A 20668-nucleotide genomic window follows, 5' to 3' on the forward strand; every position below is an offset into this window, starting at 1 on the left:
GTGTATGAATGCTCGGCGCCCAAGCAAAGGCGGTAACATTGAAATTATTGTTTTCTATGGTGAACAATCCACCGATGGACATGCAAAAAGTCGAGGGACTCTGGGTGCACCTGCACTGGCTGACGGTACTGGCCGAGCAGGGTTCGTATACGGCTGCCGCGGCGCGCCTTGGGGTCAGCAAGGCGGCGATGAGCCAGCGCATTGCCGAACTCGAGCGCGCGGCCGGCATACCGCTCGTGCAGCGCACCACGCGCAGCGTGCGTTTCACGGAAGCCGGGCAGCGCCTCGTCGAAAGCACGCGGCCGCGCTACGACGAAATCGCGAATGTGTTTTCGACGGTTCGCGAAATGGCCGGCGTGGCGCGCGGGCTGGTTCGCGTCACCGCACCGGTTGCGTTCGTGCGGCAGCAACTGGTGCCGCGCATGTCGCGCTTTTTACGCGCGAATCCAGAGGTCAAAGTGCAGCTCGAAGTGTCGGACCGCCTCAGTTCGATCGCGACCGAAGGTTTCGATCTGGCGATACGGCACAGCGCGCAGGCACCGGAAACGCATGTTGCGTGGAAGCTTTGCGAAACCCATTCGGTTCTGGTGGCGACACGCGCCTATCTGAAACGGCGCGGCCGGCCTGCCGAGCCGTCCGAACTCGCATCGCACGATTGCCTGTTCTATCCGCGCGCGAGTGCCTCGGGTGTCTGGACGTTCGAGCATCGCAGCGCGCGAAAGGCGCAGGCCGGACCCGTTAGCGTATCGGTAAACGGTGCGTTTTCGGCCAACAATAGCGAGGCGCTGCGCGACGCGGCGCTCGACGATCTCGGCATTGCGCTGGTGCCCGATTTCACCGCGCAAGACGCCGTGCGCGCGGGCAAGCTCGAAATCGTCATGCCGGACTGGCGGCCGCTGGGCGCGTTTGCCGAGCAACTGTATGTGGTGCGTCCGTATGCGCCGAATGTGCCGAGGGCGGTCGCGGTTTTTGTGGCCTATTTGAGGGAGACGTTCGCCGGGGGCTTTCCGCTGGAGCGGGACTGAGCGCGCTGCCCTTCCCGTTCGAGCCATGTGCAGAACCGCTTCACGAGATCGTCGGCGGCCTTTTCCTGCGGCACGTAGCTGCAATAGCTGCGCGACGGCAGACGCGGTCCGTCGAACGGCTGTACCAGCCGCCCCGCGGCGAGATCGTCTGCGACGAGCGCGATCGGCCCCATGGCCATGCCGACACCATCGATCGCGGCCTGCAAGGTCAGATAAAAATGATCGAACGTCAGCGTCGCGGCGGGGCTTAGCGCAGGCACGTTCGCCTTCGCGAGCCAGTCCGGCCAAAGCCGCGGCAAACTCGACGTATGCAGCAGCGTGTGCTTGCGCAAGTCATCCGGCACGCGAGCCGGCAGGCGCTTAAGCACGGCCGGACTGCAAACGGGCACACGCTCCTCCGAGAGAAAGACCCGCATCGAATAGCCGTAAAACGTATCGGGCCCGCCGCGAATAATCACGTCGTACGTCTCTTTCAAACTTTCCAGAGGCTCGTTCGACGTATCGACCTTCACTTCGACGCCCGGGTGGTCGCGATGGAATTTCGCGAGTCTCGGCACGAGCCAGCGCAACGTGAAAGTGGCCACCGCATTGACCGACAGGGTTCGCGAAATGGTTGCGGGAATGCCGTATCGGGAGGTGGCCTGCGCGAGCTGTTCGAAGAGCGGCGCGACTTCGTCGAGATAGGCCTTTGCCGCCGGCGTAAGCACGACGCGCCGGTTGCGCCGTTCGAACAGCGGCGCGTCGAGCCATTCTTCGAGCGCGCGCACATGCTGGCTTACCGCGCCATGCGTGACATGCAATTCCGCCGCGGCCTCCTTGAAGCTGCCGAGCCGGCCGGCCGCCTCGAAGGCGCGTAGTGCATTGAGAGGAGGCAAGGTCCGCTTCATGGCGCCGCGTTCACAATAGTTTTATTAACGCAAACACCCAATTTATCTCGTTTGTCACGCCAGTTCAAGATAGTTAAGCTGTTAAACATACAGGGGGCTTAAATAATGTCTACAGGCGTGATGCTGGTCGTGCTGTTCGCGGCGTTTCTCCATGCAAGCTGGAATGCGCTCGTGAAAGCGAGTCCCGACAAGATTCTCGATATCGTCTTCGTGACCGGCAGCGCGGGCGCGATTTGCGCCGCGGCGGTTCCGTTCGTTCCGTTACCCAGTGCGGGCAGCTGGCCGTATATCGTCGCCTCCGCGGTCATTCACATCGTCTATTTCCTGCTGATCGGGGCGGCGTATCGCGGCGGCGATATGAGCCACGCGTACCCGCTGATGCGCGGCACGCCGCCGCTGCTCGTGGCGCTCGCAAGCGGCCCGCTGATCGGTGAACGGCTCACCGCGGGTGAATGGTTCGGGATTTTGCTGATTTGCGGCGGCATTCTCGGCCTGCTGCTCGTCAATCGCGGCGGCGGTCGCAACTCGGCGCGCACGACGCGCCTCTCGCTGTTGAACGCGGTCATGATCGCGCTCTATACACTCGTCGACGGAACAGGCGCGCGCCTGTCTGGGCATTCCACTTCGTACACGATGTGGATTTTCCTGCTGGCCGGGCCACCGGTTCTGGTTTGGGCGCTGACGCGTCACCGGGCGGCCGCACAGGCGCATCTTCGCGAGCGCTGGCATCTGATGCTGATTGGCGGCACCTGCACGCTTGCTGCGTATACGCTCGTACTGTGGGCGATGACGCAGGCGCCGATTGCCATGGTCGCCGCGTTGCGCGAGTCGGCAATTCTCTTCGCCACCGCGATTTCAGTGTTTGTTTTGAAGGAGCGCCACGGTTATAGCCGTCCGGTCGCGGCGCTCGTCATTCTGCTCGGCGTGGTCACGCTCAAATTGACATGAGTGTCGAAGATTGCGCGGATCGCCGCCTGGGCTCGATCGCCTGAGGCGAATCGATCCGCTCACCTCGCCGGAGGCGCATGCCCATGCTCGCCGAATGCCGCCGGCGGCTCATCGTATTCGCGCGAAATGTCCTTGTTCGTATAGTCGCCGAGCATCGACGCCGCGATTACGCTGATCACCCCGCATGCGAGCACATAGAATGCGATCGCCGTGCCCGAGTGGTAGTACGCAAAAAGCGCGGTCGCGATCAGCGGCGCGGGACCGCCGGCAATGAGCGAAGCCAGTTGGTAACCCAGCGACGCTCCGCTATAGCGCAGCCTTCCGGTAAAAGACTCCGCGATAAACGCGGCCTGCGGACCGTACATCATCGCGTGCGGCACGAGCGACAGCACAATGGCGATAAAGATCCACACCGGGTTGCGCATATCGAGCAGCGCGAAGTAAATAAAACCGTATATGCCGACTGCGACGGCGCCGATGATGTACATCTTGCGCCGCCCGATCAGATCGGAGATATGGCCGAACAGCGGTATCGTCACGAACTCGCACAACGAAGCGACAAGCACGGCTGTGAGCAGAAGATCGCGCGACACACCGAGCGTCGTTACCCCATACGTAAACACAAAGGCGGTGTAGATATAGAACGGCGCCTGCTCCGCCATCCGCGCGAACGCGGACAGCAGAATGTCTTTCGGCTGGCGGCGCAATACTTCGATCGTCGGCGTCTTTTCGATCTTCTGCTCGGCAAGCAACCGCGCGAAAGTCGGCGTCTCGAGAATGCTCAAGCGGATATACAGGCCGATCGCCACCAGCACGATGCTGAACGCGAACGGAATGCGCCATCCCCAGGTGATGAAGCTGCTGCCGGAGAGTTCGCTTGTCGCAAGCACGGCGAGATTCGCAACGAAAAGCCCTGCCGGCACGCCGAATTGCGGCCACGACGCGATAAAGCCGCGATGCGAATCGGTGCGCGCCCATTCCATCGACATCAGCACCGAACCGCCCCACTCTCCGCCCACACCGACACCCTGAACGAACCGCAGCACCGTAAGCAGCACGGCCCCCCAGATGCCGATCGACGCGTAGGTCGGGACGAAGGCCACGAGGAAGGTCGCAATGCCCATCAGCAATAACGTGACGATCAGTGTCGCCTTGCGGCCGATGCGGTCGCCGTAGTGGCCGAAAATGGCCGCGCCGACCGGCCTTGCGATAAAGCCCACCGCATAGATCAGAAAGGCTTGAAGTGTGCCGACCAGCGGGTCGGACTGCGGAAAATACAGCTTTGCGAAGACGAGGCCCGTTACCGTGCTGTAGAGAAAGAAGTCGTACCACTCGATGGTCGTGCCGATCGTGCTGGCGATTACCGCACGACGCAACTGGCGCCGGGCTTCTTCCTCGGACAGGGGCGTTGCCCCCGATTGCGTGGCAGCCATTGACATCCCCTGGTTGGTGGCAGTTCGTACACCAATATGCACCCTGAAGAAGCCGACCGGCATTGGGGCAAAAACCGAGGTGTCAAACCGTGTTCGACAAAAAGATTCGTTGAACTGTAATTCGCAGGAGGCAGAATTCCAATAAACGTCTGACCAGGACAAGTACCAGGGAACGCCGGGAGCGTGGTATCGCTTTATGCGGTTTTGCTGCTACGCGCTTTCGATCGAGTGGGCTTTGCGGCGTTTTTCCACGATCACTTCGAAGTTCGATGTATGCGTTTCCAACGCGCCAGCGCACCATCGAATACTTTTCCCGTGCCGCTCTTCTTCTCGCGATCGCCCGCTTGTGCGTGGGCCACGTCGCTTCTGCTTTTCGCATCGTCGTCGAGTATGGCCGTCGAAAAGAACGAGCCCATCACCGCGGAACCGATAATAAAGATCGAAGCCGCATCGACCAGCAATCCGAAGTACCGGAACAGCAGCACGCAACTCAGAAGCGACAGCAGGTTCAGCGCAATGCCAAGAATCGCCGAAGACTTCGGCACCCTTCGAATAAAGGCCGCAAGGCGCGAATCGGTACGCGGCAAGTACCAGATAATGAGCAGCCCGAACGCCATGATGAACGCGCTTTCACCCCATTTGATCCACGCAGGCCGTTGCAGGAAGCGGCCGTCGAAAATCGTCTCGATGATCTGAGCCTGGATCTCGATGCCCGGCACCTGCTCGCCAAGCGGCGTCGCGCGCACGTCCGGAAGGCCCGTGCCGGTCAGGCCGACCAGCACGAGCTTGTTGCGGATGCGATCCGCGTCGACCTTGCCTTGCAGGAGGTCGCGCGCGGACACATAGCGGTTCTGGGTCGAACGGATCGAGGCGAAATGCAGCCAGATTTCGCCGTCCGGCTGCGTGGGCACCTGCACATCGGCCACGCCCACCGCCTTCACGCCCGACGTGCCGGCAAACACTTCGACCATCGGCGATCTCGTCGCGACGCGCAGCATTTCGATCGGCAATCCGGGCACGAGCTTGTTGCCGAGGCCCATGATGAGCGGAATGCGCCGCACCGTGCCCTGTTCGAGCGCCACATTGAGCATCGCCTGACCATGCGCCGCGGCCTGCAACTCCGGCAAGCTCGCGAGCACGTAGCCGAAGCGCTCAACGCTGTCGAGCGGATTGCCGCCATGCACGAGAATTGGCGCGCTGCGCATATCGGTGCTGGTATCGGCGGTCGCATGATCGGACGCCGCCGCGCCGAGCACGGACGGCGCCGCGCGCAGCGATCGCGCGAGAACCGCATCGTGGCTCGGCAACGCGCGCAAACCGGTGATCAGCGATGCGGCCGATGGCGGCAGGTTGTCCGCCACTTTGTCGGGCGATGTCTGATCGGCCTCCGGCATATAGATGTCGAGCCCGATCGCAAGCGGCTTTTGCGCGGCGATCGCGTCGATCAGCGCCGCCAGCTTGTTGCGCGGCCACGGCCATTGGCCGATGGCGGCCAGCGTCCTGTCGTCGATCGCGACGATCGTCACGGGTTCGCTCGCGGGAACACGCGGAAACCAGCGCTGGAAATGATCGAAGAGAAGTTGCCTCGGTCTTCCAAACGAATCGGGCAAGATGCTGTCGTAGGTGTCCAGCCATGCGGGGCGCGGAATACCGTGCGGCCACTCGCTGCACAGGTTGAGGACGCTCAGGCCGAACAGCACCGCGAACGCCATCGGGCGGCCCTTGTACGCCCTCGGCAACCTCTTTAGAAAGCTGATCCAGGAGTCGCGAAAGAGTTTCATGGCAGCGAGCGCAGACCCATTTCGATTCAACGCGCGGCAATTCAACGCACAGCGGTAAGACTATTGAATCGTGATCACGACGCGCCGGTTCGCCTGATTCGGCACGCCGTTCGCGGTATGCACGAGCGGCTCGCGCTTACCCCGGGCTGCCGTCTCGATCTGTCTGGCGGGGATGCCCGCCTTGACCAGAAACGCCGCGACCGTTTGTGCGCGCCGCATCGACAGCTTGTCGTTGAAGTCGTCGGTGCCCACCAGATCGGTGTGACCGACTACCGTTAAATGAGGCGCCGGCCAGTCTTTGAGCGTGGCCTTGAGCTTCACGACGGTGGCCGATGATTCCGGCGCAAGTTCGGTGGCCGAATCGAACAGAAAGTTGATCGTAAATGTGACCGGGCGCGGAGGCCGCGCGGCAAGCAACTGGCCATAGTGTGCCTGCACGGCCGAAGGGCTGTCCATCGTTGGTTCGATAGCGCCGCCTTGGGCGACGTCCACGGCCGCGTACGGTTTATCGAGCACCTGCGTTTGCGTGGCGCTTTTCACGACGACCGATCCGACGCTGCCGTCCGGGTTCGGCAATAGCGTGATCTTGTCGCGCGGCGTGCTGCATCCGGACAGGAAAACCAGCACGGCGAATACCGCAACGGGCAAGCGCCCGAGCCCAGGGCCGCCGCGTGCCGCTGCCCTCACCGCGCATTCTCCGCGTCGCCGCCCACTTCGATAATGAACTCCGTGCCGCGCACGCCGAGCGTCGTGGTCGGTGTGCTGTAACGCACCGCGTTCGGATTGGCCTTCGCGATCTTGCCGTCGACCACCGCCAGCGAGCCGCGCTTGATGGTCGCATCGAGCTCGCCTTCGTAGGTCGTCGTATTGAACGCAAAGTTGCTGAGTTCGAGCGTCGAGTTGGCGCCCTCGGAAAGCAGCGTGTTGTCGTGCAGCGTGATACCGACAAACGAGTCGGGGCCGGTCACGATGCGATCGCCGCTATATATCTCGATGCCGACCGCCGCGCTCAGGCTCTGGCCGCCGCGCTCGACGTGCGCGCTGCCTTTGACGGTCTTGACATAGCCGATCACGTCGGCCGCGCATGCGCGAGAAACGGGCACGCATAGGCACGCGAGACACAACGCATATCGGATGGCTTGGCAGCTGCTGCGCATAGGCGACCACCGTGATGGCAAGTGAAACGCTTTCTTTGCGTTGTGCTTCGCTCCCTGCTTCGACTCCTGGCGCGGCGTCCGGCGATCGACGAGAGGATAGGATGCCTGGTCTGATCGCTCTGTGCGGTAACGCGCATAACGCTATCCGCATCGCCATGCGTAAGACTGACGCGACATTAGACTAAAGTCCAATTGTTTTATCCGCCCTGCGGACAATACTGCTCGATGCAAATTCATTCGGTGCTTTACGTATTCGCACGATTGGGCCGCCTGTACGTGCGATCGGGTAGGTGCACAAGCGCCGAAGTCGACCCACCCCCGTGTCCGGAGAATGAAATGAATCGCAAAGTGATGGTCGCGTGCCTTCTGGGCTCAGTTATCGCCGCAGTTACCGCCATTCCCGCATCGGCACAAAGCCCGCAAAAAACCAATCCGATGAAGATGAAATGCGAGGACTTCCTCGCAGTCGACGAAGCCTATAAGCCCGCGGTCGTCTACTACATCGCGGGCGTCGACAAGCTCGGCATTACGGAGACCGACACGATGACGGTGGATACCGCCACACCGATCGCCGTACTCGTGGGCGAATGCCAGAAATCGCCGAAGGCGTCGCTGCATACGAAAGTGCGTTCGATGTACAAGAGCGGCCAGCTCAAGCTCTTCGAGCATCACTAGAAGCGGCGCGAAGCGCCGGCGCCGTCAGGACGCCAGGCGGATTCCGCTGAAGATAAATGGACATCGGCATTCGCAACGGCAACGCCGATGCGGGGATGCTTTAGCCGCCCAGATAACCGCTGGCCCGCACGTTCGCCGAGCAGAACACGCGAAACTCGACAGGCTCCTCATGGGGCATTTCGTCGACCACGCCGCATGCATGCAAAACATGCTGCAGCGCCGAGATGACCTGCCCGTCGGGATCCTGATCGATCGCGATATCCATCACGCCGGCCTCGATCAGGGCGCGATGCTGATCGAGCATCTCGTGTCCGACCCAGACGACGCGGCCCGCCGCGCCGAACTTGCGCAGCGCGGCGTCGATGCCGGCCGAGCCGTATCCGGTGTTGTAGATACCGGCGAGCCCGCCGCGCTTTAACGCGGCACTCACTGCGCGGAAGCTGCGATCGTCCTGATCAAGCGTCGGCTCCGCGCCGATTTCGCAGCGGAGATGCGCAAAGCGCTCGGCGAGTTGCGCACGGCAGCCTTCGATACGCTCGACATGCGCGCGATAGTCGAGGCGCGCCGGCAGCAGCAGTACCCTGCCCGGCTCTTGCGCCAGCCGTCCGATGAAATAGCCGGCCGTGCGCCCAGCGCGAAGATTGTCGATACCCGCATAGTGCAACCGCCCGACGCCGCCGACATCGGTCACCATCGTCACCACCGCTTCGCCGCGCGCAATCGCCGCGGCAAGCGCATTGCGCACCGGCGGCGTGTCGTGTGTCGTGACGATCAGCGCCGCGCGCCGGTAACCGGACTGCGCGAGGGTTTGCGGCAAACGCACTTCGTCCGCGGCCGACATCAACGTGCGATGCACCACGACACGCCTGTCGAGCATCTGCATCGAACGTTGCACGGCATCGCGCAACCGGCAGAAAAACGGGGCCTCGCTGTCGGGCAACAGCACGTCGATATGAATAAGACCATGTTGCGTATCGGGCAAAAGCCTTGGCAAGGCAAGCTCGCGGGCCGCGGCCACGACACGTTCGCGCGTTTTCGCCGACACGCTGCCGCGTTCGTTCAGCACGCGATCGACGGTCGCCGTGCTCACGCCGGCCCGTTCTGCAATCTCGACGAAGCGCGCGCTACGCTTGCGCCATCGCGGTGGGGTTTCGATCGACATGCCTTCTCCTCCGCTGCCGTCCCGCCTGAGCTTTTGCGTACGCTAGAAGAATGACGAAATTTCGTCAATCCTTCTGTTGAGCGTCAGGAGGCCGTCAGCTATGTTGATCGAACGCATCGCGCGCTTTTCCGCGTGCAATGCAGAAAAACTCAAGGAGACACAGGTGGCTGATATGAATACGCAGACGCCTTCGCACGACGCTTCGCGTGCGGCGCAACACGACGCTTACAGGCTGATCGGCGGCGCGGGCGAACGCGCACGTGCCGCAGGCCTCGTCAACGCGACCTGGTACAAATCCCCCGTGCCGCGCCCCGTGATGAAGCAATTGATGCAGCGCAGCGACGCGCGCGCGATTCGCGATACGGCGATCTGGTATGCGGCAATCGTCGCGAGCGGCATCGCCGCGTGGTTCGCGTGGCACGCGCATTCGCTATGGGCGATTCCCGCGTTCTGGCTGTACGGCACGCTTTATTGCAGCCCGGCCGATTCGCGCTGGCATGAATGCGGACACGGCACTGCATTCAAAACGCGCTGGATGAACGACGTGCTCTATCAGATCGCGTCGTTTCAGATCTTCCGGCGCGCCACCGTTTGGCGCTACAGTCACGCGCGCCACCATACCGACACGCTGATCGTCGGGCGCGACCCTGAAATCGCCGCGCAAAAGCCGACCGACTGGCTCGGGCTCGCCCTCGGCGTCTTCGCGATCAAGCACGTTTCGCACGAATTGCCGAAGATGATCGGCGCCGCATTCGGCCGCGTCGGCGCAGAAGAAAAGACTTTCGTGCCGGAGTCCGAATGGCCGAAAGTGATTCGCGAAGCGCGTATCAGCCTCTCAATCCATGCGGTCGTAATCGCCGCGTGCATCTATTTCCGTTCGGTGCTGCCGCTGCTTTATATCGGGCTGCCGAGTCTTTATGGCGGATGGCTCTATCTGTACTTCGGCTTGACGCAGCATGCGGGCATGCCCGAGAACGTGCTCGATCATCGGCGCAACTGCCGCACTGTGCGCATGAACCCCGTGTTCCGCTTTCTCTACTGGAACATGAACTATCACGTCGAGCATCACATGTTTCCGATGGTGCCGTTTCATGCATTGCCGCGTCTTCACGATGCCGTGAAGGCCGATATGCCGCCGCCTTACAGCAGCACGATTGCCGCTTACGCGGAAATCATTCCGGCGCTCGTGCGGCAAACGCGCGATCCGTCGTATTCGATTGCGAGGCCGGTGCCCGAAGCGGCCGCGCGCGCGTGAACCGATTCGACGGCGTACAGACCAAACCCGAGACCAACCACCGAACCTGAGAGACCAACCATGACGCAGTGGCTCGATGCAGCGGCATTCGACGATATCGAAGACGAAGACGTCATGCGCTTCGATCATGACGGGCGCACCTTCGCGATCTATCGGATCGAAGACAACATATTTGCAAGCGACGGCCTGTGCACGCACGAACACGTGCATCTGGCCGACGGCCTCGTGATGGGTCATGTCATCGAATGCCCAAAACACAACGGCCGTTTCGACGTGCGCGATGGCCGCCCGCTTTGCGCGCCGGTATGCGAAAAACTGCAGACGTATCCGGCGAAAGTCGAGGGCGGACGCATTTTCATCGGGATTTGAAGCCGAGGCCCGAAGCAATGACATCCGAACGTTTGATGGCCATCGTCGGCGCCGGGCATGTCGGCGGTCGCGCGGCGCAAACGCTGCGCGAGGCGGGCTGGAACGGCGCGATCGCGATGATCGGCGCCGAAACGCACTTGCCGTACGAGCGGCCGCCGCTGTCGAAAGGCTTGCTCACCGGCGAGCGCGAAGCGCTGCAATGCCAGTTGCGGCCTTCCGATGCATGGCGCGACGACAAGATCGATCATATCGTCGGCAACGTGCAATCGTTCGATCCGCACGCGCACACGCTGCGGATGAGCGATGGCCGCACGTTCGCGTATGAGGCGTTATTGCTGGCAACCGGCGGCCGCCCTCGCCGCCTGACGATACCCGGCGCCGGGATCGACGGCGTCATCGCGCTGCGCACGCTCGACGACGCGGCGACGATCGAGCGCCGTTTCGTACCCGCTGCGCGCATCGTACTGGTCGGCGGCGGCTTTATCGGACTCGAGGTCGCCGCATCGGCACGCAAGCGCGGCTGCGAAGTGACGGTGCTCGAAGGCGCGCCACGGCTATTGGGCCGCTGCGTGCCCGCATCGATCGCCGCACGCGTGCACGCGCTGCATGAGCAGAACGGTGTGCGGATTCACGTCAACACGATGCCCGCGTCGATCGATCGGCAAAGCGACGGCGCGCTTGCCGTGACATTGACGAACGGCAACCGGCTGACGGCCGACACGGTGATCGTCGGTATCGGTATCGAGCCGGCCGACGAGCTTGCGCGTGCAGCCGGCCTTGCGGTCAATCGCGGCATTGTCGTCGATGCGTCGCTCGAAACGTCGGCGCGCGGCGTGTTCGCCGCCGGCGACGTCGCGCTTTTTCCAAGCCGCTATACCGCACAGCTGATCCGTCAGGAAACGTGGCATAACGCCGAAACCCAGGCACGCGTCGCCGCGCGCAATATGCTCGGCGCCGCGGAGCCTTACCGCGCATTGCCATGGTTCTGGTCCGATCAGTTCGATCATCAGTTGCAGGTGGCGGGCGAACCGGCGCTCGGCATCCGTTCCACCACGCGCGCGCTCGGCGGCGATGCCGAAATTCATTTCCATTTCGACGTGAACCTGCGGCTGGTCGGTGCGAGCGGATATGGTCCGCTCGGCGGCCTGGCGCGAGAGATGAGACTCGCCCGCATGCTCGTCGATAGCGGCAATATGATTGCGCCCGAAACGCTCGCAGATAGCGAAGTAAAACTCAAAAGCCTTCTTTAAGCCGCGCGACTGCTTGCGCTCCTCGCACATCCCCGCCTGCGCATCCCTCAACACCCTTTGAGTTTGCCTGCTTTTGCCACGCGCGAATGCATGGCAGAATTGCGCCGACCGTAACCGCACTGCATATCCAGATCGGATATCCGGCTGTCGATCGCCAGCAAGCTTTCGAAGTCCTGCTACGGCGCTTTCGGCATCACGCTGTTCATCCGGATCGCGCTTTGATCTTCTCAAGCATGCGTTCCGCATCCTTATCACGCTGACCTCCATACTTAGAGGGATTCCGGAGCGTTCCTCGTGCAATGCGACCTTTTGTTTTGCTGCCTGACGAATGCGGCATCAAGGCCACGACGAGATATTGTGCAGAGAAAGAAACAAACCACGATCGTGCGCGCGAAGCTCAGTTGCAGGATCGGCGTGTGGCTAGGCAGCATACTTATGTCCATCTTTGCGATTTCAAGCCGCGCGCAGGATTCGGCTCCCGATGCGTCACCGGCCAGGCTGGACATCGCTGTCCAACACGTCGTGCTCGGCATCATCAGCTTCACGCACTGGCCGCAGCCGCGCACGCCGGTGCGTCTGTGCGCCGTCGGCGAGACACGGTTCTCGCTGGAAGGCATCGACAAACTTGCTTCGCCGTCGGGGCCGGCCATCGCGACCCGCACGGCATCGGCAAACGATCCCACCCTGGGCACCGCATGCGACGCGCTATACATCGGCACGTTGTCCGATGCCGAACGCCAGCAGGTCGATGGAAACCGTGCCGGACATCCGCTTCTTACGATCACCGAAAGCGACAGTACGTGCACGCTCGGCGCAATGTTTTGCCTCACGACCGATAAAAATCGCGTGGCGTTCGATATGAACCTCGACAGCGTGGCGCGCAGCGGCATCCGCGTGAGCCCGAAAGTGCTTGAACTCGCGCACAAACGGAGCACGCCATGAAGCGCATCGTGCGACGCCTGGCCCGGCGGCGCAGCCACGTGCGCGCGCACAACGCCGTCACGCAACGCCCTTCGCTCGAACGCGTGTTGCGCCGAACCTATGTACGCCTCGCGTTTTCCGCGGTTTCGCTTGCGGCCGTATGCCTCGTGCTGGTCTCATGGACCGTGCTGCGCGCCTACGCGAACGACAATCTGATGCTGCTCGCACGCTCGATCGCGTATACGGTCGAGGCCGCCGTCGTATTCAACGATGCGCCCGCCGCTGAAGATGCGATTGCGCAAATTGCGGGCAATGAAGATGTCGCCGAAGTGCGGGTGATCGACAGTCACGGCGCCACGTTTGCGTTCTGGGAACACACGGGCGACGGGCCGCTGTCGCGCAGCGTGCACCGCATTGCGGACCTTGCGCTGCCCGGCGGCGCGGTCGTTCCGGTCATACACAACGGCAAGGTGCTCGCGAAGATTCGCGTGCGCGGACGCGGACACCAGTTCGCGATCTTTCTGATCGGCGGCATCGGCGGCGTGCTGGCATGTCTTCTTATCATTATCGGCGCCGGTACGCTGATCGCCCGGCACATGCATCGCGACATCGTCGAACCGTTGCGCGCGCTCGCGGAAGTGGCGCACGCGGTACGCCGCGACCGCGCCTTCGATCGCCGCGTGGCCGCCACGCCGATCCGGGAACTGCAGGAACTCGGAGACGACTTCAACGCCTTGCTCGACGAATTCGAGGGCTGGCAGCATTCGTTACGCGAGCAGAATGCGACGCTCAGTCACCGGGCGAATCACGATCCGCTGACCGGCTTGCCGAACCGCACGCACTTCGAGGCGCGGCTCGAACAGACGATTCGCGACGCGCGCGTGCTGGGCACGGCCGTCGGCGTGCTGTACATCGACAGCGACCGCTTCAAGGAAATCAACGACACCTTGGGCCACGACGCCGGCGACGCGGTGCTCGTCACGATCGCATCGCGATTACGTGCAACGCTGCGCAAGGACGATCTCGTGGCGCGCCTCGGCGGCGACGAATTCGCGGCGCTCTTGCCGGCACTCGACGACGAAGACGACGCGATCGGCATTGCGCAGGCCTTAAGCGAATCGATGCTCGAGCCGATAACCTTACCAGGCGGACATCAGGTCACCACGTCGGTCAGCATCGGCATCGCGATGTTTCCTTCGCATGCGCACGACGTCGCCAGCCTGCTGCGCACCGCGGATACCGCGATGTACGAAGCCAAACGCACCGGAGAACGTGCATGGCAGATGGCACGCTGACCCGTCACACACGCAAATGGGGATTGAAGTGGAATGCTCGGTTGGAAAAACAGGAAATAAAAGCAGGGTCTTAACGAAGTGGTATTTGCCGGCACTTGTCGCAGCGAGTTTTTTGCTGATGCTGACGCTGCTGGCCGGATGCCAGAGCGCGCCGCCTAAACATGGCTTGACTGCCGCACAGATCGCGGCACTCAAGCAAGCAGGCTTTCACGAAACCGACGACGGCTGGGAGTTTGGCATCAGTGACAAGGTTCTGTTCGAGACCGACAAGTTCGAACTGCAACCGGCCGCGCAGGAAGTCATCACGCGTGTGGCGTCGACGCTGATCAAGGTCGGCATTTCAACGGTGCGCGTCTACGGTTACACCGATTCGACCGGCAGCGATGCGCATAACGAACTGCTGTCGCAACAGAGAGCGAAGGCCGTGGCCGATGCGCTTGTCGTAGCCGGCATGGCGCGCGATGGGCTCACCGCGATCGGGGCGGGCAAGTCGCATCCGGTTGCCGACAACAATACCGCAGAAGGCCGCGCGCAGAATCGCCGCGTCGCGATCGTTATTTCGTCGCAATAAGGCGATTACGTTTCATGCCGACGCGTGCAGCTTACGCATCGGCATCGACGCCGGCCTTGGCGCTGCAAATCGGCACCCTATTGAGCAGACGGCGTTGCCGAACTCTGCCCGTCCGCCGTTATCGCGCCAACCAGATCCGCGCAAGCCTGATCGCGCCAGCGTGTCGCCGTCACGCGGCTATGGCGATCGAACCGGATCTGGAACTGACAGACCATCGTCTGATCGCCATGTCGAAGATGAAGCAGATAGTTCCATTCGCGAACATGGAACACCGCTTCGTTGAAATGCGGCGGCCCAATCAGTTCATAGATCTGGCTTTTCGTTTGACCCGTCGCGACCCTACGCAGATTGTCCAAATTGGGAAACGAGCCCTCTTTCGTCCACGCCCGATCCGGATCGGGAAACGAACCGTCGGTCGGCGGATAAAAAAGACAGCCCGACAGGCTAAGGACGCTAGCGAGCGCGAGAGTAGTCGCCAATATCGATTTGATCTTCATGTTTCGTTTGAGCCTTAAGGCAAAAAGCGTTGTGTCGGAAACAGGCAGCGCTCGGGCCGTATTCACCTGCACGAGGTCTGCCCCGCAACAGCGACGAAGCGCAATCAGACGCGCCTGCCATTACCACTGATACCCCGCGGCCACCGCCCCACCGTAGGTGCCGCGACTGTTGGTGGACACCGCCGCCTTGTAGATCCAGTGGTTGTTCTCCGAGATGGTCGAAACGCCAAGCGCCTGACCGGTTTGTCCGCGATACACGCTGCCTCCGAGCGACACCATGCTCATACCCGGTCCGGACGGCTGCGGCAACGCGGCAACGGCCATCGCGGCGGCAGTGCCGCCATCCGCATCGCGCCGGTCGGTGTCAATCTGGTTGCGCAGGCCCGCGACCTGGCTGTCCGTGTAGCCGTTCGCCTGCTGCAGCGTCTGATTGAGCTGCTGCACGTTGACGGCATCCGTGGGCGCCGTGCCGGCCGCAACGTTGATCACCTGCCGCGAGTTCGTCGCGCTCCCCACCGAGACGACGTCGTTGCGGCCGCCATCGTTACTGTTGCTGCCGATCGCGACCGACCCGTTACCCGACGACGTCGCACCGGTACCGACCGCAGTCGAATTGCTGCCGCTCGATTGCGAGTTGTTGCCGACCGCCGTGCTGCCCGCGCCGGTTGCGGAAGAACCCGTTCCGCCCGCGGAAGAGTTCGAGCCCGTCGACGAAGGCGCCGTCGATCCGCCGCTGCCCGTCGGGTTCGTCGAGAAGCCGCCACCGCCGCCCGTGCTGTTCGTGTTGTTGATCAGCTGCGTGAGCTGGTTGGCCACCGCATTGAGCTGCGAGACGTTGACCGCATCGGTGCCCGCCATGCCCGGTGCTAAACCGGTGATTTGCCGGTTACCGAGGTTGACCTCGCCGACCGACGATTGCGGCGTGCTCAAGCCGTAAGCGATGTAGTTCGTCAATGCGCCGACCGTTGTCTGCGAGCCGGCGCCGATTGCGACGCTGTTCGCAAAGCTCGCGTTCGCGCCCGCGCCGATCGCGACGGCATCGACCGCGCTGCTGCTCGATCCCGAACCGATCGCAATGCCGCCCACGTTCGTCACGCTCGAATTCGCACCTTGCGCAATCGCCTCCGCGGCATTCGCGTTTGCATTCGCACCCAATGCGATCGCATCGACCTGCCCCGAGTTCGCCAGCTGACCGATCGCCACACCGCCCGGCGCGAGCTGCTGGACCTTCGCGCCATTGCCGATACCGACACCGTTATCGCCATTGACCACCGTGTCCGGACCGACCGCGATCGATTCCGCGCCGACGGCTAACGAATCGATTGCCGCGGAGTTCGCGTGGAAGTATTTCTGCGACGTCACCGCAAACGACGAAAGCGAATTGGCGAGCTGCTCGACCGTCACCGCATCGTGTTGCGAAGTACCGTCGGCCACGTTCGTGAGTTGCCGGAACGTGTTGCCGGCTGCGCTGCCGAACGAAACCGCACCGAGCAGCGTGCCGTTGGCCGTGTTGAACGGCACGGACGACGTGCCGATCGTGATATTGCCTATTCCGGGCGCGATCGCGCGATCCGATACGGATCCCGAACCAATCGCGACGCCGGTTTGAACCGTGACGTTCGACTGGGCGCCGAGCGCCAGCGAGTTGTCCGCCTGTGACTGCGCGCCATTGCCGGCCGCGAGGCTGCTTACGCCGGCCGAAATCGCGGCGGGTCCGATCGCCACGCTGTCGGTGCCTTGCGCCTGGCTATCCGCTAACGTGGAGTTCGCGTGGAAGTATTTGATGCCCACGCCGTTATTCACGATGTCGTCGACCTCGTTCGAAACGTTCGTCACGTTCTGGTTTGTCGCGAACAACTGTGAACCGTTGACGGCATCGGTACTTGTTGCGTTGACCGCACCGTCCGCCACGTTCGTGATGGTGTTCGGACCGGCGCCTGCGTGATTGGCACTGAATGCGCCAGTGCCGCCGTTGGCCGTCGGGTCCCATAACAGCGCATCCTGCGTCACCTGATTCACCTGCGAAGAGACGGCTTGCAACTGGCTCACATTGACGGCATCGGTTGCGGCCGCGCCCGCTGCGACGTTGGTGATGCGCCGCTCATTGCCTGCGGAACCGACGGACACTTCGCCAACCGGCGTTGCGCCGGCAATTGCGCCGGTGCCGGGATTGAAGGCGGGCGTAGCCAGATTGGCCGTCGTCGTCGCATTGGCGCCGAGCGCGACCGAGTTGATCGCGCTTGCGACCGCATTCGAGCCGATGGCCACACCTTGCGTGGCGCCGGCCTGCACCACCGCGGTATCGCCGATCGCGACGGACCCCGCGTTGTTGGCCTGCGACGTATTGCCGAGCGCGACCGAACCCTGGCCCACTGCGACGTCGCTGTTGCCAATCGCGACCGCACCGTTGGCCTCGTTTGCGGCGGTGGCCGTCGCGCTGCCGTCGCTGTTGGCGATATTGTTCGCACCGCCGACGAACGCGCCGTTGCCGCTCGCGAAGCTCGGATCGCCGAGCGCGACCGCGCCGTTACCGAACGCGGCATTCGATGTGCCGATTGCCAGCGCGCCGTCACCGGTCGCAGTGCTGGCGCGCCCGATCGCAACCGCGCCGCTCGTGGCAGTCGCGGAATTGGCCAGATTGCCGAAGCCCACGGAGACGTTCGCGCCGGTCGCACCGGTCTGTGCCGCATCGCCGAAAGCGATCGACGTGGCGCCGCCCGTGACGGCGTTAAAGCCGATGGCGATCGCGTTCGATTGCGCGGCAATCGCGCTCGACCCGATGGCGATCGTCCGGGCTGCAGTGGCTTGCGCCGGATTGCCGAGCGGGCCGCCGCCGCCGCTACCGATCGCGATGGCGTCACCGGTCGACGCGACCGCGCCTGGCGAACCTGCGGGCCCCGACCCGATGGCGATCGCATACGAGTTGCTCGACGATGCCGCCTGGCCGATCGCGATCGAGTTCAGAAAGAGCGCGGAAGCACTCCCACCGATGGCCACCGCCCCGAACGAGTTAGTGGCAGCCGACGCACCGATTGCGACCTGGCTTAAACCGTTGTTCTGATTCGCCGCGCCATTGCCGATCGCCACGCTGTTCACCCCGACTGACGCCGCCGCCGGCCCGATCGCGATCGAATTGGCGCCGGTCGCGCCGTCATTGGCGAAGTTCGTCTGCTGCGTGCCGCCATCGTTGACGCTCAGGTAGTGGGCCGTTTCAGCCGCAATGGTGTTGCTGAGATTGGTCACCGCCGTATTGGTCGCGAACAGCTGCGAGCCGTTCACGGCGTCCGTCGACGTGGCCGAGAGCACGCCTGCGCCGACATTCTGGATCTGCCGCTCGGCGCCCGGGCTGCCCACCGAGACCACGCTGGTGCCGGCGGTGCCGGCGGCCGGCGTCGCGCTGCCGGTAATCACGAAGTTGCCCGTGTGCGCAGCCGCGGTCTGCGAGCCCGAGCCCAGCGCCACGTCGCCGGCGGCGGCAGTGGCGTTTGCTGCGTCGCCGATGGCGACGTTGCCGGCCTGGCCCGCCGCGCCTGCGACCGACGCATTGCCGAGCGCCACGGAACCCTGCCCCACCGCGACGTTGCCGTTACCGATCGCGACCGCGCCATTCGCCGCATTCGCAGCCGTGGCGGTTGCCGTGCCATCGCTATTGGCGATGTTGTTCGCGCCGCCGGCGAAGGCGCCTGTGCCGCTCACGAAGTTCGGATCACCGAGCGCGACGGCGCCGTTCCCGACCGCGACGTTACCCGCACCGATCGACACGGCCGCGCCGCCCGATGCCGATGCGTTCTGACCGATCGCCACCGCGCTGGCCGAACCCGCAACCGAGCGGTCGCCGACCGCGACGCTTGAGGTGCCGGTCGTGTGCGCATTGATGCCGACCGCCGTCGAATTGTCGCCTGCCGCTATGGCGCCCGGCCCGAGTGCGGCGGCGGAAACGCCGGTGGACTGCGCGAGATTGCCGAGCGCCACGCCGAACTGCTGGGTCGCCACCGACGACACGCCGAATGCGATCGACGACACGCCGCTTGCCGCGCTGGAAAGCCCCATTGCAACGGCCTGATCGGCGGAGGCGAGCGACGCTTCGCCAAACGCGATCGATGCATTGCCGGTTGCCTGCGTGCCCGAGCCGGGAACGCCGGCCGTGCCGCCCACCCCGATCGCGATCGCGCCCGTGTTGCTGGCGCCGCTATTGACGCCGATCGCGACCGCCGACGCGCCGCTCGACACCGCGCCGCTACCCAAGGCGACCCCGGCGTCCGCGCCGGTCCGCACCTGCGACTGATTGCCGATCGCCACAGACCCGACGCCCGCAGCCGACGCCTGAAAACCGATCGCCGCCGCTTGCGCCTGCGAAGCGTTTGCGGACTGGCCAAGCGCGACGGCGCCCGTACCAGTACTCTGCGCCGACGTCCCAATCGCTATCGCATTGGCCGTGTTGGCCGCCGACGCGCCGTCGCCCTCCGCAATCGACGAATTTCCCGCGGCGCTCGCCCCTGCCCCAATCGCGATAGCGCGAATCCCCGAGGCATTGGGCGCGGCCACCGCAACCGGCGTCGCCGCGCCGCCCTCGGCGGTCGGATCTGCGCTACCGAGCGCAACGGAGCCGGCACCCGATGCCTGCGCCGCGGCGCCTAACGCCGTCGCCCCTGCGCCGGCTGCCTTGGCGGCCTGACCCAGAGCCGAACTTTGCGCACCGGTCGCAACGGTTTGCCGGCCGATTGCAACCGAGTTGGTACCGGTTGAAGTAGCGGCGTCGCCGACCGCCACGCCGAAGTTGTTGGCGGTCGCACCGCTCCCCGCCCCAATCGCAATGGAAAAGGAACCGCATGTCGCCGCGGCGGAACTGCCGCTGCCCGTCGCCGAGCTGGTATTGATCGCATCCAGTTGAACGCATGTTCCCGCAAACGCGGCTGGCGAAACCGACACACAGCCAGCGACGACCAGCCAGCGGACCCGCGGCGACCGCCTCATCCGGTCAATGTCGGATACCGCGACAAAAGCGCCACGCGCCTTGTTATAGATAGTGCGACACACTTTGTTCATGTTGTTCCCTCTTCGCCAGACAGAAAGTCAACTTCGGCGCCGGCGACACGTCGGTCGCTCAGCACCTGAGAACGGCAAGGGATGCCCGCATTCGATATGACAACCATCGCGCCGCACGCGTCTCATTCGGCTTCGCGTGAAAATCGCATAGACGTGACAAGTCGCCACGTAAAGCGCTACGCGGTGCCGCTCTGATATACGGTTAACGCCAATAGCTGTCCGATGCCGGGCGATCCGGTGGACAATCACTCGTCTCTTTTTCAGGTAATCATTGCTGGCATTCCTATCACTGGATTTCAAACAGCTGGTCGACTGCTTTAAATCTTCAGGCCGAACATGGCCATTCCATTTGGCGCGAATAGCCAAATAGCGTGCTCAAGCAGCGAAGCTTTAGGT

17 protein-coding genes are annotated in these 20668 nt (G+C 63.4%); 9 read left to right on the plus strand and 8 right to left on the minus strand.

Annotation, left to right across the window (positions count from 1 at the left end; all coding sequences use genetic code 11):
* Window positions 1-74 precede the first annotated feature (74 nt).
* The gene (locus tag ACYPXD_RS08295; protein WP_459709613.1) at window positions 75-1025 is read left to right on the plus strand and encodes a LysR family transcriptional regulator; all 951 of its coding nucleotides are present in this window, start codon (window positions 75-77) and stop codon (window positions 1023-1025) included.
* Here ACYPXD_RS08295 and gcvA read toward each other — a convergent pair.
* Entirely contained in the window at window positions 977-1912 is a 936-nt protein-coding gene (gcvA, locus tag ACYPXD_RS08300) for a transcriptional regulator GcvA (RefSeq protein WP_459709615.1), read from the minus strand. The two genes, ACYPXD_RS08295 and gcvA, sit on opposite strands and share 49 nt — an antisense overlap.
* Window positions 1913-2017: 105 nt before the next feature.
* Here gcvA and ACYPXD_RS08305 point away from each other — a divergent pair, with 105 nt between their 5' ends.
* On the plus strand, window positions 2018-2860 hold the full coding sequence (locus tag ACYPXD_RS08305) for a DMT family transporter (protein WP_459709617.1): 843 nt from the start codon (window positions 2018-2020) through the stop codon (window positions 2858-2860).
* Window positions 2861-2919: 59 nt separating this feature from the next.
* Here ACYPXD_RS08305 and ACYPXD_RS08310 read toward each other — a convergent pair whose 3' ends face one another.
* The 4 genes from ACYPXD_RS08310 to ACYPXD_RS08325 all read right to left on the minus strand — a co-directional run bounded on the left by ACYPXD_RS08310 (window position 2920) and on the right by ACYPXD_RS08325 (window position 7177).
* Entirely contained in the window at window positions 2920-4293 is a 1374-nt protein-coding gene (locus ACYPXD_RS08310) for an MFS transporter (protein ID WP_459709620.1), read from the minus strand.
* 254 nt (window positions 4294-4547) lie between these two features.
* Window positions 4548-6074: a CHASE2 domain-containing protein gene (locus tag ACYPXD_RS08315; RefSeq protein ID WP_459709623.1), complete on the minus strand. Its 1527-nt coding sequence runs from the start codon at window positions 6072-6074 to the stop codon at window positions 4548-4550.
* Window positions 6075-6134: 60 nt separating this feature from the next.
* Complete coding sequence (locus ACYPXD_RS08320; RefSeq protein ID WP_459709627.1) at window positions 6135-6761, minus strand: OmpA family protein; 627 nt, start codon at window positions 6759-6761, stop codon at window positions 6135-6137.
* Window positions 6758-7177 carry a FecR family protein gene (locus ACYPXD_RS08325; RefSeq protein WP_459709631.1) on the minus strand — a complete coding sequence of 140 codons (420 nt, stop codon included), beginning with the start codon at window positions 7175-7177 and terminating at the stop codon, window positions 6758-6760. The genes ACYPXD_RS08320 and ACYPXD_RS08325 overlap by 4 nt, the downstream gene beginning before the upstream one ends.
* Window positions 7178-7567: 390 nt before the next feature.
* Between ACYPXD_RS08325 and ACYPXD_RS08330 the strand changes: the two genes are divergently transcribed.
* On the plus strand, window positions 7568-7906 hold the full coding sequence (locus ACYPXD_RS08330; protein WP_459709634.1) for an HdeA/HdeB family chaperone: 339 nt from the start codon (window positions 7568-7570) through the stop codon (window positions 7904-7906).
* Window positions 7907-8006: 100 nt separating this feature from the next.
* Here the strand turns inward: ACYPXD_RS08330 and ACYPXD_RS08335 are convergent, their stop codons facing one another.
* The gene (locus tag ACYPXD_RS08335; RefSeq protein ID WP_459709639.1) at window positions 8007-9068 is read right to left on the minus strand and encodes a LacI family DNA-binding transcriptional regulator; all 1062 of its coding nucleotides are present in this window, start codon (window positions 9066-9068) and stop codon (window positions 8007-8009) included.
* 172 nt (window positions 9069-9240) lie between these two features.
* On the opposite strand from ACYPXD_RS08335, the gene ACYPXD_RS08340 reads away from it, so the two are divergent.
* The 6 genes from ACYPXD_RS08340 to ACYPXD_RS08365 all read left to right on the plus strand — a co-directional run bounded on the left by ACYPXD_RS08340 (window position 9241) and on the right by ACYPXD_RS08365 (window position 14729).
* Window positions 9241-10323: a fatty acid desaturase family protein gene (locus ACYPXD_RS08340; RefSeq protein WP_459711392.1), complete on the plus strand. Its 1083-nt coding sequence runs from the start codon at window positions 9241-9243 to the stop codon at window positions 10321-10323.
* Window positions 10324-10383: 60 nt separating this feature from the next.
* Entirely contained in the window at window positions 10384-10692 is a 309-nt protein-coding gene (locus tag ACYPXD_RS08345; RefSeq protein ID WP_459709642.1) for a non-heme iron oxygenase ferredoxin subunit, read from the plus strand.
* A gap of 17 nt (window positions 10693-10709) precedes the next feature.
* The gene (locus ACYPXD_RS08350; RefSeq protein ID WP_459709645.1) at window positions 10710-11942 is read left to right on the plus strand and encodes an NAD(P)/FAD-dependent oxidoreductase; all 1233 of its coding nucleotides are present in this window, start codon (window positions 10710-10712) and stop codon (window positions 11940-11942) included.
* 435 nt (window positions 11943-12377) lie between these two features.
* Window positions 12378-12884 carry a YfiR family protein gene (locus ACYPXD_RS08355; protein ID WP_459709648.1) on the plus strand — a complete coding sequence of 169 codons (507 nt, stop codon included), beginning with the start codon at window positions 12378-12380 and terminating at the stop codon, window positions 12882-12884.
* A complete protein-coding gene (locus tag ACYPXD_RS08360) occupies window positions 12881-14158 on the plus strand; it encodes a diguanylate cyclase domain-containing protein (protein WP_459709651.1) in 1278 nt (425 codons plus the stop codon). The genes ACYPXD_RS08355 and ACYPXD_RS08360 overlap by 4 nt, the downstream gene beginning before the upstream one ends.
* Window positions 14159-14243: 85 nt before the next feature.
* On the plus strand, window positions 14244-14729 hold the full coding sequence (locus tag ACYPXD_RS08365; protein WP_459709654.1) for an OmpA family protein: 486 nt from the start codon (window positions 14244-14246) through the stop codon (window positions 14727-14729).
* 77 nt (window positions 14730-14806) lie between these two features.
* Here ACYPXD_RS08365 and ACYPXD_RS08370 read toward each other — a convergent pair whose 3' ends face one another.
* Window positions 14807-15298, minus strand: coding sequence for an outer membrane protein assembly factor BamE (locus ACYPXD_RS08370; RefSeq protein ID WP_459709657.1), 492 nt, complete (start codon window positions 15296-15298; stop codon window positions 14807-14809).
* Between the two features lie 48 nt (window positions 15299-15346).
* Window positions 15347-19996, minus strand: coding sequence for a beta strand repeat-containing protein (locus ACYPXD_RS08375; RefSeq protein WP_459709660.1), 4650 nt, complete (start codon window positions 19994-19996; stop codon window positions 15347-15349).
* Window positions 19997-20668 lie beyond the last annotated feature (672 nt).

Source organism: Paraburkholderia sp. 2C (genome assembly GCF_054589215.1).